At 39.5% G+C, this 14,354-nt stretch carries 14 protein-coding genes; all 14 read right to left on the bottom strand.

Translation table 11 applies throughout. From position 1 onward, the window contains the following. Nucleotides 1-212 precede the first annotated feature (212 nt). Entirely contained in the window at nt 213-1,475 is a 1,263-nt protein-coding gene (locus RGB74_RS08875) for a glycosyl hydrolase family 18 protein (protein ID WP_310762624.1), read from the bottom strand. 52 nt (nt 1,476-1,527) lie between these two features. Further along, nucleotides 1,528-1,902, bottom strand: coding sequence for a YpoC family protein (locus RGB74_RS08870; RefSeq protein WP_310762623.1), 375 nt, complete (start codon nt 1,900-1,902; stop codon nt 1,528-1,530). Beyond that, the gene (gene nth / locus RGB74_RS08865; RefSeq protein WP_310762622.1) at nt 1,892-2,554 is read right to left on the bottom strand and encodes an endonuclease III; all 663 of its coding nucleotides are present in this window, start codon (nt 2,552-2,554) and stop codon (nt 1,892-1,894) included. The genes RGB74_RS08870 and nth overlap by 11 nt, the downstream gene beginning before the upstream one ends. 69 nt (nt 2,555-2,623) lie before the next feature. Next, nucleotides 2,624-3,340 (bottom strand): DnaD domain-containing protein, encoded by a 717-nt coding sequence (locus tag RGB74_RS08860; RefSeq protein WP_310762621.1) that lies wholly within the window; start codon nt 3,338-3,340, stop codon nt 2,624-2,626. 151 nt (nt 3,341-3,491) lie between these two features. Beyond that, on the bottom strand, nt 3,492-4,784 hold the full coding sequence (asnS, locus tag RGB74_RS08855) for an asparagine--tRNA ligase (RefSeq protein WP_310762619.1): 1,293 nt from the start codon (nt 4,782-4,784) through the stop codon (nt 3,492-3,494). A 64-nt stretch (nt 4,785-4,848) separates the two neighbouring features. Continuing rightward, nucleotides 4,849-6,039, bottom strand: coding sequence for a pyridoxal phosphate-dependent aminotransferase (locus RGB74_RS08850; protein ID WP_310762618.1), 1,191 nt, complete (start codon nt 6,037-6,039; stop codon nt 4,849-4,851). A gap of 27 nt (nt 6,040-6,066) precedes the next feature. Further along, nucleotides 6,067-6,549, bottom strand: a complete 483-nt coding sequence (locus RGB74_RS08845) for a cell wall elongation regulator TseB-like domain-containing protein (RefSeq protein ID WP_310762617.1) — start codon at nt 6,547-6,549, stop codon at nt 6,067-6,069. Between the two features lie 12 nt (nt 6,550-6,561). Continuing rightward, nucleotides 6,562-6,732, bottom strand: a complete 171-nt coding sequence (locus tag RGB74_RS08840) for a YpmA family protein (RefSeq protein ID WP_310762616.1) — start codon at nt 6,730-6,732, stop codon at nt 6,562-6,564. A gap of 276 nt (nt 6,733-7,008) precedes the next feature. After that, the gene (dinG, locus tag RGB74_RS08835; RefSeq protein ID WP_310762615.1) at nt 7,009-9,834 is read right to left on the bottom strand and encodes an ATP-dependent DNA helicase DinG; all 2,826 of its coding nucleotides are present in this window, start codon (nt 9,832-9,834) and stop codon (nt 7,009-7,011) included. Between the two features lie 44 nt (nt 9,835-9,878). Then, nucleotides 9,879-10,262: an aspartate 1-decarboxylase gene (panD, locus tag RGB74_RS08830; RefSeq protein ID WP_310762614.1), complete on the bottom strand. Its 384-nt coding sequence runs from the start codon at nt 10,260-10,262 to the stop codon at nt 9,879-9,881. Continuing rightward, nucleotides 10,247-11,131 (bottom strand): pantoate--beta-alanine ligase, encoded by an 885-nt coding sequence (gene panC, locus RGB74_RS08825; protein WP_310762613.1) that lies wholly within the window; start codon nt 11,129-11,131, stop codon nt 10,247-10,249. The genes panD and panC overlap by 16 nt, the downstream gene beginning before the upstream one ends. After that, on the bottom strand, nt 11,128-11,967 hold the full coding sequence (gene panB / locus RGB74_RS08820) for a 3-methyl-2-oxobutanoate hydroxymethyltransferase (protein ID WP_310762612.1): 840 nt from the start codon (nt 11,965-11,967) through the stop codon (nt 11,128-11,130). Before panB ends, panC begins: the two co-directional genes overlap by 4 nt. A 228-nt stretch (nt 11,968-12,195) precedes the next feature. Next, nucleotides 12,196-13,182, bottom strand: coding sequence for a biotin--[acetyl-CoA-carboxylase] ligase (locus RGB74_RS08815; RefSeq protein ID WP_310762611.1), 987 nt, complete (start codon nt 13,180-13,182; stop codon nt 12,196-12,198). Next, on the bottom strand, nt 13,167-14,351 hold the full coding sequence (locus tag RGB74_RS08810) for a CCA tRNA nucleotidyltransferase (protein WP_310762610.1): 1,185 nt from the start codon (nt 14,349-14,351) through the stop codon (nt 13,167-13,169). The genes RGB74_RS08815 and RGB74_RS08810 overlap by 16 nt, the downstream gene beginning before the upstream one ends. Nucleotides 14,352-14,354: the final 3 nt, after the last annotated feature.

Raw genomic sequence — 14,354 nt, 5'->3', positions numbered from 1 at the left:
TGTAAAAAAGGACTGACATTTCATTTTGTCAGTCTTTTTTTTGGTTGTTAATTGTAAAAAATAGAAAGTAATATGAGATAGGACGTATTTTTCATATAGCGCTCGTATTTTCATATGCAGCTCGTGTTTTCTGTATGCAGCATAAAAACAAGCCCCTGGCTTCGCTGGGGCTTGTTTTAATAAAAGATGACCTAAAATATAGGTCATCTTCACTATTTTATGGTGTAGCGATCGATTAAGTAATTCCAAAAGACTGGGTAGCCAAATGACAAGTTCCAAAAGCTTACTCCTGCAAAACCGTATTGATCAACAATATCAAACTTCGCTTTCATACTTCTTAAATCCTCAAACCACACGATATGTTCTTTTTTGTCCTTACCCCAATACGTAAAATACGGAGCTTCATCTTTGTTATTGTACAATATAGCAGCTTTTCTTTTACCTGCCAGTTGAATTGCCTGAACAGGATTCAGAGCTTTTGCAAATTCTCCGCCTTCTTTATAGGGCAGCTTCCAATCATATCCATATAGATTGATTCCCATAAGTATTTTTTTAGGATCGATTTCAGTAACTGCATAATCCAGTACTTTTTTGAGGGATGGCACTGGGCTGACCGCCATTGGAGGTCCGCCGCTGAATCCCCATTCGTACGTCATTAAAATTACGTAATCCACGATCTCTCCATGGGCTTTATAATCATGTGATTCATACCACTCGCCAATTTGAGTGCTGCTGATTTTTGGAGCTACAGCGGTAAGGACGATGTATTTTTCTTCGTGCATCGCTTTTGTTATTTTCTTTAAAAAATTGTTGTATGCTTCTTTATTTTTTTTGCCTAGGAACTCAAAATCTACAGATATGCCTTCAAAACCTTTTTTTTTCATCATCGCAATCGAATTTTCAATGAGCTGGTTTGAGACACTCTCATTTGTTAAGATTGCAGTTCCAGCTTCCTCACTAAATTCCCCATCTTTAATGTTCGTAATCGCCATCAGAGGTTTTACATTTTTGTTCTTGATCTCTTTTATAAAGTCATCATCATCAAGAGGTTTTAGCTCCCCTTTTTCGTTAACTTCATAACTGAATATCGTTGTATACGTTAAAGCTTTTGCAGCAGCTGCAAAATTCACTCTTGCTTTTGGCACAGGCTCAGCAAACGCGTTTGTCAGAATGGTTTTCTTTTGCCGTTCTGGAACATTTAAGACTAAGCCAACGTGGAGTGACGAGTCTGATACTCCAGGATTTGCTTGTTGAAGTTCAGTTATTGGGACACCGATTTTTTTAGAGATTACGAGTAAAGTATCCCCTGGCTGAACCGTATACGAGAATGGTGTAGGTATAAATAGTGTTTGGCCCACTGTAAGCTGATCATTTTGAGTCAATCTGTTGACTGTCGCTATCTCCTGCCAAGGCAATTTGTAGAACTGAGATAGTTTCCAAAGAGAATCACCTCGTTTAACTACATGAATCTGCATGCTACCCCTCCTTGACGTCTCATGCTTCATCATATGTCCACAGACCTTGTCTTTATGTTTTTCGCCTCATTAATATGACACTTTTCTTTTCCCATTCTGAAAACAATTCACTTAATTGAATATACGATTGGTAATGATCTGGCTGTTCAAATATAAAAAATAAACGTTCAACTGCATTAACAGGTAAATGTTCAAAAGCACTTATCTGCGCTTTCCAATTGGTTAGATTCTCATCTATCTGCTTGCAATTCACCAAAAAAAGTGTTTGAAGGAATTTTTCTGACTGAACAATCATCGGCTTCGTAGCACTTTCTCGATCTCTTTGCCTAAAGAAATCTGCAATTATTGGAGAAGCCTCTTTCCATTCTTTAAACACGGCTGATACGATTTCTGCCTTCTCTTCAAAAGTGAGCGGATTATTTACCAAGCTTTTCCCTCACTTTCATCCTTTTCTTACCTTCACGGCAAATAGAAAGGAGAGGACACTCAGGACAATTTGGATTTTGAGCTTTACAATGATATCTCCCGAAGAATATGAGTCGATGGTGTGTTGCACCCCATAAAGGCTTCGGAATCTTTTTCATCAAAGTTTCTTCCACTTGTAAGACCGAATCTTTCCATCTGCATATTCCAAGTCTTTTCGACACACGTTCTACATGTGTATCAACAGCAATTGCAGGAACACCGTATGCAACCGATACAACAACATTAGCTGTCTTCCGGCCAACGCCTGGAAGCTTAGTCAGCTCATCACGGTCTTGAGGGATCTCTCCTCCGTAATCAGTCAGGAGCAATTCGCTTAATTTTTGAATATTCTTTGCCTTATTGCGATAAAGACCGATCGAACGTATATCATCTTGCAGTTCTTCTAGCGATACATCGAGATAGTCTTGCGGGGTTTTATACTTGGCAAAGAGATTCGGCGTCACTTTGTTCACTAAAGCGTCTGTACATTGCGCCGATAAAAGTACAGCGATGGTCAATTCGAACGGATTGGAATGCTTTAGCTCACAATGTGCATCTGGAAACATATCTTCTATTTGTTCTAAACAGAATTGTATTTGTGCTTTATTTAACACGTCCAAATTCCTCCTATAATCAAAAAAGAAGACCCGGCATTGTCCAGGTCTGTTTTTTAATAGTAAAATTTACGATTCCAGCCAATTATACGCGGGTCTTTTCAAACCGCTGTCGTTTCTCGGTTTTTCTTGCTGTCCGCTTTTTTGCTGCAGCTGTCTAACCCGAAACTTCTCACCGTATTTTTTAGCAGCTTCCGGACTTTGAATTCCGTTTTTCTTCCATTCAAACAAGATGCGGTCAATATATCTAAAATTTAATTTCCCAGACAGCACTGATTCTTTTAATGCTGTAAGAATGAGCTCGGGTGACTGATTGTCTTCATCTATCCATATTTTTAATGTTTCAAGCTCCATAGGAGACAACGGGCGTCCGAACTCTTTTTCAAACAAAACGAATACATTCTGTTCAAGCTGCTTCTTGTCCGTTTCTTTTTTAACTGTTTCCTCTGTTTTTAAGCTTTCCATCAATCTATTCCATAATGGCTGCAAGGTGTATGCTTCAAAGTATACACCTTTTTCTATGTCTTCGTATTGATCCATGCCTAGCAGCCCTCTGCCGATTAATGATCGCAGCATAGAAGCCATCTCACTATGGGAAAGAGTCATCCGATCTGACAGTTCTTGCGGCGTCGGAAAGTAGTTACCTGAATCAAGTGAGACATGAAGCTGAATAAAAAGCATGCATTCATTATCTGTTAAACCAATTTTTTTATAATATTTTAAAAGCATGTTAGGTATGCTGATCGAGCCTTCTGACATCCATTTTTCAAACAAGTTTTCGTTCATTTGCCAACACCTCTATTCTTCATTATAGCATATTTACAACGCATCCTGTCTGATGGTTTAACTGCTATTTCATGTGAAAATACATAAGCTGCACGGAAAAAGCTGACTCTTTTAAGAGCCAGCTTGGGTGTATTTCATATTTGTTTAACGATCAAGGATATAAACGGTTCAATAGACGCGGGAACGGAATCGTTTCACGCACATGTTCCGCCCCGGAAATCCAAGCAACCGTACGCTCTAGTCCAAGACCAAATCCTGAATGCGGAACACTTCCGTATTTTCTTAACTCTAAGTACCACTTGTAAGCGTCGTCAGTAAGACCGTGTTCTTCATAACGCTGTTCCATTAAAGCTAGATCATCAATACGCTGACTTCCGCCGATGATTTCACCATAGCCTTCAGGTGCGATCAGATCAGCACAAAGAACAACATCATCACGGGTAGGATCTGGCTTCATGTAGAATGCTTTAATGTCTTTTGGATAATTGGTGATGAATACTGGCTTATCAAAGCTTTCAGCGATTGCTGTTTCGTGAGGCGCTCCAAAATCATCACCCCATTCGATATCATCATAGCCTTTTTCCTTTAGCATCTTAATTGCATCATCATATGAAACTCGTGGAAAAGGAGCTTTCACATTCTCAAGCTTCGTTACGTCACGTCCAAGTGTCTTCAGCTCATTTTCACAGCGTTTCAATACAGACTGAACGATATGAGAGATGAACTGTTCTTGAATTTCTAGTGATTCTTCATGTTCAACAAATGCCATCTCCGGCTCGATCATCCAGAACTCGATCAAGTGACGGCGAGTCTTAGACTTTTCAGCACGGAATGTTGGTCCGAATGAATATACTTTTCCGAGAGCCATTGCAGCAGCTTCCATGTAAAGTTGTCCACTTTGTGAAAGATATGCATCCTCTTCAAAATATTTTGTGTGGAACAATGATGTTGTTCCTTCCGCAGAACTCCCTGTAAGAATAGGAGGATCTACTTTTACAAAATCATTTTTATAGAAGAACTCGTTCACAGCATGTATGATCTCGTTACGGATCTTTAAAATGCTATGCTGCTTTTTTGAACGAATCCAAAGATGACGATGATCCATCAAAAATTCAGTTCCATGTTCTTTTGGCGTTATTGGATAGTCAACTGCCTGGTGAAGCACTTCAATATTTGTTACTTCAAGTTCAACTCCAAGCTGAGAGCGTTCGTCCTCTTTTACAATACCTGTCACATAAAGGCTGGACTCTTGAGTAAGCCCTTTTGCAGCACCGAAAAGCTCTTCTCCAACTTCACTTTTCACGACAACACCTTGTACAAATCCTGTTCCATCACGCAGCTGTAAAAATGCGATCTTTCCTGAAGAACGCTTATTAGCAAGCCATGCCCCAACAGTTACTGTCTTGCCAATGTGTTCATTAAGCTTTTGAATAGTCGTTTTCACAAAATGTACCTCCACAAGTTTCTATATATCTACCAAAAAATTATGAACGACGGTTCAACAAAAATCAATCTTTCTTTGAATGACGTTCGATAAAACTATCGATTCGATCGAGTGCTTCCATTATTGTTTCGAGAGAAGTTGCGTATGAAAGCCTCACATTATCAGGCGCTCCAAAACCTGAACCAGGTACGAGAGCAACTTTTTCTTCTTCTAAAATAGCTTCAACCCATTCATCAACTGAATTATAGCCTGTCAATTTAACCGCTTCTTTTACATTAGGGAACAAATAAAAAGCACCCTTAGGCTTAACGCAAACAACACCAGGTAATGAGATTAATCTTTCATAGACTTTGTTCAAACGGTCTTCAAATGCAGTTCTCATCTCTTCAACAGGTTCTTGTGGTCCGTTATAAGCTGCAATTGCTGCATGCTGTGATGTTGTTGTTGGATTTGACGTACTGTGGCTATCCAGATTTGTCATTGCCTTGATTATCTTCGCGTTCCCGGCAGCAAAACCAATTCTCCATCCAGTCATCGAATGTGATTTAGACAACCCATTAATGATGATCGTTTGTTCTTTTAGTTCCGTCGAAATTTCAGCGATCGATGTATGTTCTGTACCATCGTAGATCAGCTTCTCATAGATTTCATCAGAGACAATCAATATATTGTTCTCTAAACATACTCCACCAATCTCCTGCAGTTCTTTTTTCGTGTATAGAGAACCAGTCGGGTTGCTCGGTGAGTTGATGATAAGTGCCTTTGTCCGATCGGTGACGGCACTCTTTAGATCAGCTGCTGTAATCTTGAATTGATTTTCTTCTTTACCTTCTACATATACCGGGCTGCCTCCTGCGAGCTTTACTTGTTCAGGATAGCTTACCCAATAAGGAATCGGTATGATAACTTCATCTCCTTCATCCAGTATTGCTTGAAACAAAGAATATAGAGAATGCTTCGCACCCGTTCCAACAATGATTTCTGAGGTTTCATAGGACAAACCTTGATCTTTTTTCAATTTATTGACAATTGCTTTTTTTAGAGGGAGCAATCCACCTGAAGGAGTGTATTTCGTATGTCCTTCTTTCATTGACTGATATGCGGCTTCTATTATATGTAACGGTGTATTGAAGTCTGGCTCACCCGCTCCAAGTGCAAGTACATTGTGGCCCTCTGCCTTTAATGCGTTTGCTTTTGCTGTTATAGCAAGTGTTGTTGATGGTGTTAGTGCCTCCACTCGTTTTGCTAGCTTCATTGAAATATTCCCTCCAAAGATGGTTTATTATTCTGTTTCTCTTAACCGGTAAATTTCGTATCGTTTTCCCGTATCAAAGTAGCCATAATAATACGTATATCTGTCCTCGCTGTCGATGAAGATGACTTCCCATAAAGGGATGTCATCTTCCATGCCTAGACGGCTGTCGATTATCTTTTCGGCACCATAGTTTTTCTTTACATAATTGATCATTTGCCCTTCAGAAAGTCCTGCTTTTGCAATCTCTGAAGATACCTTCTTCTTTTTATCGATCCAGACGATCATATCTGTTCCATGTTCATTTTTACCTTCAACGACATAATACGTTTCATTTTTGTAAAAGTGATCTACATGTTTAATCGATACAAGTCCTTTTTCTCTTTTAGCAATTTCAACTGCTTCCGCTTCTTTTTTTGCTGGTTTTGCTTGAACTTGATTGTAGACATAATAAGCTTGCCAGCTTGCAAGCAGAAGAATCCCGACTATGATAAGTATCCACTTTTTTCCCATATTTCAGCCTCTCTAAGTGCGATAGATCGTAAAAATCATCTTTTCATTATTTTCGTCATCGATCGCTAGACCAAACATTAAATCCTGATGTTTTAATGTTTTATTTAATTCTGATACGACCTTATATAGATCATTATACTTATCTACCTTTACTGTCGAAAGAACCTCAATTTTACTTTCCATTGTTCTTCCTCCTACTAATTGTTCTTACCCTTGTTTACTATAGCAGAAAATTTCCCTCAATGGTACTCGGAAACCGCGAAAATAGCGAGTTGTTCTCTATAAAAATAAAAGGCTGTTTCCAAAACACGGCCACGCTGATCTTAGCCTGAGTCCCGCACCTTGCACTCCGATCAACTTGTCAATGAAGGGTCTTTACGAATATCACCTATGAGCAACAATTTTTTAGAAATAGTGCTAAATAAAAAAAGGAGAAGCAATGATCTTCTCCTTTTTCCTTTAGTCCATCCAGTCTTTTAGTTCATCAACCAGTTCGTCTACGGGTTTGATAGATACAGGCAGCTTAGGCAGTGATTGAACAAATGATTTTCCATACCTTGTTTCAATCATTCGACGATCAAATACGAAGACAGCTCCCTTATCTCTTGAACTTCTAACTAGTCTTCCAAACCCTTGTTTAAAGCGTATAATGGCTTGAGGCAATGACAAATCATAAAATGGGTTGCCTCCAGCAGCTTTAAGCTTTTCACTTTTCGCTTCCATAACCGGCTGGCCCGGCGGAGTAAAAGGAAGCCTGATAATAACAAGACAAGATAAATCATCACCAGGAATATCGATTCCTTCCCAAAAGCTGTTCGTACCAAAAAGGATGCTGTTATCAAACCGCTGGAAGTTCTTCGTCAGCCTCGCCCTGCTCCCGCTATCCACACCTTGAGCAATTAAGACAAACTCTTCCTGCTTCATTAAGCTCTTAAAAGCAGAATGTGTCTCTTTTAACATTTCATATGATGTAAAAAGTACTAGCATACGACCTTTAGTTACTTTTGCAATATCATAAAGTGAAGATGATATTCTGTCTACGAATGTTTTTTGATCAACTTCATTAATAAGCGGAATATCGGTAGGAATCATAAGCTTAGCTTGTTTTTCATACTCGAATGGAGACGGCAGCTGTGCGTTCATAGGACCGAAGTCGAGCAGACCGAGTCTTTCCATCATATAACTGAATTTATTTTTGACACTCATAGTAGCTGAGGTCATAATAATACTGTTTTTCCTCCCGAAAAAATCATCTGCTAAAAGCTGGTCGATCTCTACAGGCTTAGCATGCAGGGTCACAGCATGTCTTGGTCCCTTCGATTCAGCCTCGAGCCAATATACCTCTTGTGATAACGGACAAGATAGAAGATGCTGCAGCTCTAATGATTCATCTTGCAGATCATCTAACAACCCTTCAAGATCCACTAAGAATCCCTTTTGTTTAAAAGTTAAATGTTCTTCATAGTTTTGCAGACTTTTTAGCAGCCGTTTTACAGGCTTAGTTAAATCGTTAATAAAGTGTCTTGCCCTTTCACCCATCTCAAGAATAGGCTCCCAAGCGGCTGAATTTACATCATCCATCGTGTAGCGTGTTGTCAGTTTTGTTAACTCTGCGGAACGTGTGTTTTTTGCTTTTGCAAGACAAATTGATTTGATCCGTTTAAACATTTCATCTAATTCATTTTTCACATCAGCGAATGTACTGTCCCAGCCAGATAAATACTTTTCATGATCTTTCACTTCATGTAGATCGGCCATTTCTGCGAGGGTGCTGATCATACCTTCGCTTTCAGTTGTTGATAACCTGTCCAGCAGCTTCAAGAATGAGAAATAGTCAGTTTCTTTTCCATAATGATCACTGACAACTTCTTCGATATGATGCGCTTCATCCAGTACCGCTTCTTTATAACCAGGTAAAAGCTGAGAATCAGATTTCAAATCAGTAAACAGAAGCGCATGATTTGTGATTACAATGTCTGATTCATGCGCAGCTCTTCTTTGTTTATGATAGTAACATCTCGAAAACCAAGGGCAGCGATGATTCAAACAAGAATTTGCATCGCTTTTTACCGTATTCCAAAATAGCTTTCCGCCAGAAGCCATGGAAAGCTCTTCTACATCCCCTACCTCTGTTTCTGTCAGCCAGATAATCATTTGTGCTTTCGTAAAATTCATATCGTAGTTGTCGTCATAATGATCTTGAAGTGTGTGTTCAAACTTCCTCAAACATAGGTAATGATTTCTTCCTTTTAAAACAGTTGCGGTGAAGTCAAAAGGCATAATCTTTTTCAATAATGGCACGTCACGCTCCAGCAGCTGCTGCTGTAATTGAACAGTATGTGTTGATACGATCAATGGACGATCTTGTTCTTTAGCAAAACGGACACCTGGTATTAGATAACCTAGTGATTTACCGACTCCAGTACCTGCTTCTACGACCAGATGCTGATTTGTATGCAATGCTGCATCCACAAGCTCAACCATTTTTTGCTGGCTTTCCCGAACCTCATAATGAGACATATGATTTTTCAGATCACTTTGAAGAGCGAGTGATCCCGCCTCACCATATCCTGAATTCTCGTCAACCCGTTCTTTTTTAGTAACCAGTTTGGTCTTTTTAAGTGCAAGCTTGCGATAAAAATCAAACGTTTCTTCATCAGCTAAAAAGGCAGATTTTTCTGCAATCATATCTGAAATTATATCTTCGATAGAGCTTTGAAGCTTTTTCAAAAATGGTGTTAAACGTTCTAAAGTCAGTAGTGGCAAACCTTCAAGCTTCTCGAGTAGATGCATTAACAGTTTCGCTGTTACATCCGCATCACTATCCGCCTGATGAGGGTTCTCATGCTCTAGACCAAGATACTCTGCAAGCATGCCGAGCTGATAGCCATCCGCTCCAAGCAATAACATTCTAGACAGTTCTACTGTATCGATTAGTGGCATTGATAGCGGCGAATACCCGCATCGGTCGAGTTCTCCTTGTAAAAAGGAATAATCAAACATTACATTATGCGCAACAAAATAAGCTCCTTCTAACATCTGAAGGAGCTTTGGGGCCACCTCTTCAAACAATGGGGCATCATTTACCATTTCATCCTTAATGCCCGTTAATTGTTCAATAAAAGGGGGGATGGGTACGCCTGGCTGGACAAACGTAGAAAATCTGTCCGTTATCTTTCCTGCCTCAACGACGACGGCACCAATCTGGATGATTCGGTCTCCTTTTGCTGCGGAATTTCCTGTTGTTTCAAAATCGATAACGACAAATCGTCGTGACATAGCCATTTCACCTCATTCCCCTGTGGCTAAAACAGTATTAATTATCCTCTTTAATAAACAGTAGCCTCAGGTTCAACACCTAACATTTCTTTAATCTTATTATTTTCATCCATAATCGCTACTTTTGGCTGATGATTCTTCACTTCTGCTTCATCAAACATGGCATAAGAGATCACGATAATTGTATCTCCTTCGTGAACAAGTCTTGCTGCCGCTCCGTTCAAACACATTACTCCGCTTCCTCTTCTGCCGGGAATAATATACGTTTCAAAACGTGCACCATTGTTGTTGTTTACGATCTGAACTTTTTCGTTAGCCAGCATATCGACAGCGTCCAAAATATCTTCGTCTATCGTAATGCTGCCAACATAGTTTAAATTCGATTCTGTTACCGTTGCACGGTGGATTTTTGCTTTCATTAATGTACGGAACATGATTCTTCCCCACTCTCTTTTCTCTCTAATACATTGTCTATAATCATATTATCTATCAAACGAGCTTTGGAAAATCTCACACTGACTGCAATGATTAGTTTTTCGTCAAACCCTGTTGGAGAAAGAAGTTCGGGATACGATAATATCTTGCAATATTCAATCGTTCCGCTCGTTTGTTCCTCCAAGTATTTTATCATTTTTTGTTCAGTCTCACCACTATCGTCTTCTAAAAGCCACGTTTGCGCTTTTCTTAAAACAGAACTTAGATGCGATGCTTCTTTTCGTTCGTTTTCTTCTAGATAAACGTTTCTAGAACTCATCGCAAGACCATCAGATTCACGTTTCGTTTCACAGCCGATGATTTCTAATGGAAAGTTAAAGTCTTCTACAAGCCCTTTAACAACCGCTACTTGCTGAGCGTCTTTCAAACCAAAATAAACTTTATCAGGTGTAACTATATTAAATAACTTTGTCAAGACAGTTGCGACACCGTCAAAATGGCCGATCCGGCTTTTTCCACACAATGCATCCGTTCTTCTATGAACTTTAACCGTAACTACCGGTTTTTCAGGATACATTTCTTTTGTGTCTGGGCAGAACAAAAGATCAGCTCCGGCTTCTTTCGCAAGTTTTGTGTCCCGAACCAGATCGCGTGGATAACGGTCAAAATCTTCATTTGGACCAAACTGCAATGGATTGACAAAAATACTTACAACAACGAAATCAGACTCATGTCTTGCCCGATTGATTAATGATAGATGCCCATCATGCAAATATCCCATCGTAGGAACAAAACCGATCGTTTTTGAAGCAGCTTTTTCTACTTTTATCAGATTTTGAAGTTCTTTGATGCTTTTTACTATTTTCATGCTTTAACTCCTCCATACAATCGATCGAGTGTCTCTGTTTTCATGTTGAAGCTATGTTCTGCAGCAGGAAACTTCATCTGCTGAACTTCCTCTTTATACTTTTTCAGCCCTTCAATCATCACATCTTTAACATTTCCATAACTCTTAACAAATTTAGGAATATGATGAAACCCATAGCCGATCATGTCGTGATAAACCAATACTTGACCATCTGTATGTTGACCTGCTCCGATACCGATCACAGGAATGTTGACTTTATTTGTAACAATCTGTGCTAATTGCTGTGGTACACATTCTAAAACTATCGCAAACGCACCTGCTTTTTCTAACGCTATACTTTCTTCTATAAGGGCTTCCGCTTCTGCTTCTTCTTTTGCTTGAACATTATAACCGCCCATAACACCTACCATTTGCGGTGTCAGCCCAAGATGCCCCATTACAGGAACACCTGCATTCGTCAGAGTTTCAACGGTTTGAATGATTTGTTTTCCTCCTTCAAGCTTAACAGCAGCGGCACCGCTTTCCTGAAGCAGTCTTCTCGCATTTTTCAGCGTATCATCAATGGATCCATGATACGTCATAAACGGCATATCCGTAACGATAAACGTATTTGGCGCCCCGCGTTTGACAGCTTTTGTGTGATGTATCATATCTTCCATCGTTACTGGTATAGTGGATTCATACCCTAGCACTACCATCCCTAAAGAGTCACCAACTAATAAGAGATCCATCCCTGCTTTTTCACAAATGGCAGCAGTAGGATAGTCATATGCTGTTACCATGGAAATTTTTTCGCCTGCAGCTTTCATGTTTAAAAAGCTTTTCGTGGTTTTCATCTTCATATTTCCTCCCTGTTTTTAACAGGGGCAGAGTGCAAAAAAACCTTCTCCCATACAGGAAGAAGGCATAGAAAACATCACTTGACGCCTGTTTTGTTTGCTCCCTCTGTCCCGGTCCTATTCTTGGATCTAGGCAGATATTCATGTAAAGTTTTTTGATGCTACTTTCATTAGTGCAGTTCCTAATGGATACCGCCTATGGATTTATTTTATCACGGTCTTCACTTAAGGAGAAGGAAATTCGATGTCTGCAGAATAGATGGAATGGACAACACCATTGTCATCTTCTAAAAGCAGAACGCCTTCCTCCGTTATCCCCTGTGCATAACCGGTGATCGAACCTGAAATAGATCTTGCAGTAATCCGTTTTCCTAAACTAAAAGCTCTTGCTTCCCACAATAATTTAATGACTTTAAATCCGTCCTGTAAATAATTGTTGTAAAGCTTTTCAATCTCATTCAAAACCGCTCCAATGAGCTCAGCTCTTTTAAATGATTGATTTCCCTCAATCGCTAAACTTGTGGCAATATCGATAATTTCTTCAGAAAAATGCTTTTTTTCCTGATTTACATTCATTCCGATTCCAACAATGACAGAATGAATAGAATCAGCTTCTGCCTGCAGCTCTGTTAAAATACCGGATATTTTTTTTCCATTGATCAACAGGTCATTCGGCCACTTGATGGCAGCTTCAATGCCAGTCACTTTTTCAATCGCTTTAGAAACGGCTACCGCTATTAACAAGGTTAACTGGGGAGCTTTTTGAAGTGGAATCTTTGGACGCATGATTAAGCTCATCCATATTCCGGTGCCTGAAGGAGATTGCCACGCTCTTCCCAGTCTGCCTCTGCCTCCTGTTTGTTCGTCAGCAAGTACTATCGTCCCTTCTTCCGCACCTTCTCTTGCTAACTGGTGAGCAATTTCTTGTGTGCTTCTCACAGATGGTTTATACGTGACTTTCTTGCCAAATGTTCCATCACCCGTATAAAGGGAAACTTCTTCAGGTGTTACGAGGTCCGGAGAGGTTAAAAGCCGGTAACCCCTTTTTTGAACTGCTTCAATGCTGTATCCCGATTTCCTTAATTCTGAAACATGCTTCCAGATCGCCGTTCGCGAACAATTCAGTTTATCGCTGATTTGCTGTCCCGAAACGAATTGTCCTTCATTTACGGTAAGCATATGTAATAATGCTTCTTTCATTTCTGTTCCCACTTTCTTACCCAGTCTGTAAGCAGGTCTTTAGAAAGAGACAGATTGCCTTCTACAATCTCTTTTTCCATCTCATCATATAGCTGGCCAAGCCAAACACCTGGAGTTTCTTGCTTAATACGTAAAATATCGACTCCATTTAAAGGTATTTCATTTCTAGAAGCGATAGGAATTTCCAAAGCTAAATCTTTTACTCGTTGTATATGATTTTCATAAGATATTAACTGATTGGCATACTTTAATTGAATTCCTAAAACTGCAGTTTCTAGTCCGAATCGATAAACGTCCATCTTTGTCCAATAATCAACGTTATAAGCATTCAATATTTTTAACACACGATTGATTACTGTATTGGGAAGCTTCCATTTTTTCAAGAACTCCCTATGATCTTTTACATCTCCTAAAATAAGAAAAGCTGCCCACTTTTGTTCTATTTCCTGCAGAAAATTCCAATTGAATTCCAGCATATCGCCTTTCGTTTTTTCTTCAACCGGAGAAGGAAGATACATAAAAATGCCAGCGTACTTCATAAAAGATAATGCAGGACCGGCCCATTCCCCTTCAAGAAGCTTTCTAAATTCATCTGTTATTCGTTCTACAGAGATGCGTTTTAGCAAGGGGGCGTTCTTTTGAACGGCTTTTTTCGTCTTTTCTTCGATCGTCAGATTATAAGTACTCATAAAACGGCAAGCACGCATAAGACGAAGAGGATCTTCATAGAAACGCTCATCAGGATGACCGACAGTCCGGATCTGCTTTTTAGCTAAATCCCCTCTTCCGTCGAATGGATCAAATAAATTGTATGATTTATCCATCGCCATAGCGTTAAAAGTGAAATCACGTCTGGCGAGATCTTCTTCTAAATCAGATACGAACCAAACTTTAGATGGTCTTCGGAAATCTTCGTATTTGTCTTCTTTCCGAAAAGTTGTCACTTCATATGATATGTGATTGTGCCTTACGATTACCGTTCCATGCTCTATCCCTACAGGAATCGTCTTAGGAAAAATTCTTTGAATCTCTTCTGGTTTTGCACTTGAAGCAATATCTATATCTTTAATCGGCTTATCCAGCCAGTGATCTCTTACACAGCCACCGACAAAATAAGCTCTAAATCCGTTTTCTTCAATTCTGTTTAATAAATATGAAGCTTCTTTAAACAACCCGTTCATATT

Source organism: Bacillus sp. NEB1478 (genome assembly GCF_031582965.1).
Taxonomy (GTDB): domain Bacteria; phylum Bacillota; class Bacilli; order Bacillales; family Fictibacillaceae; genus Fictibacillus.
This window is presented reverse-complemented; position numbering and strand designations above follow the sequence as displayed.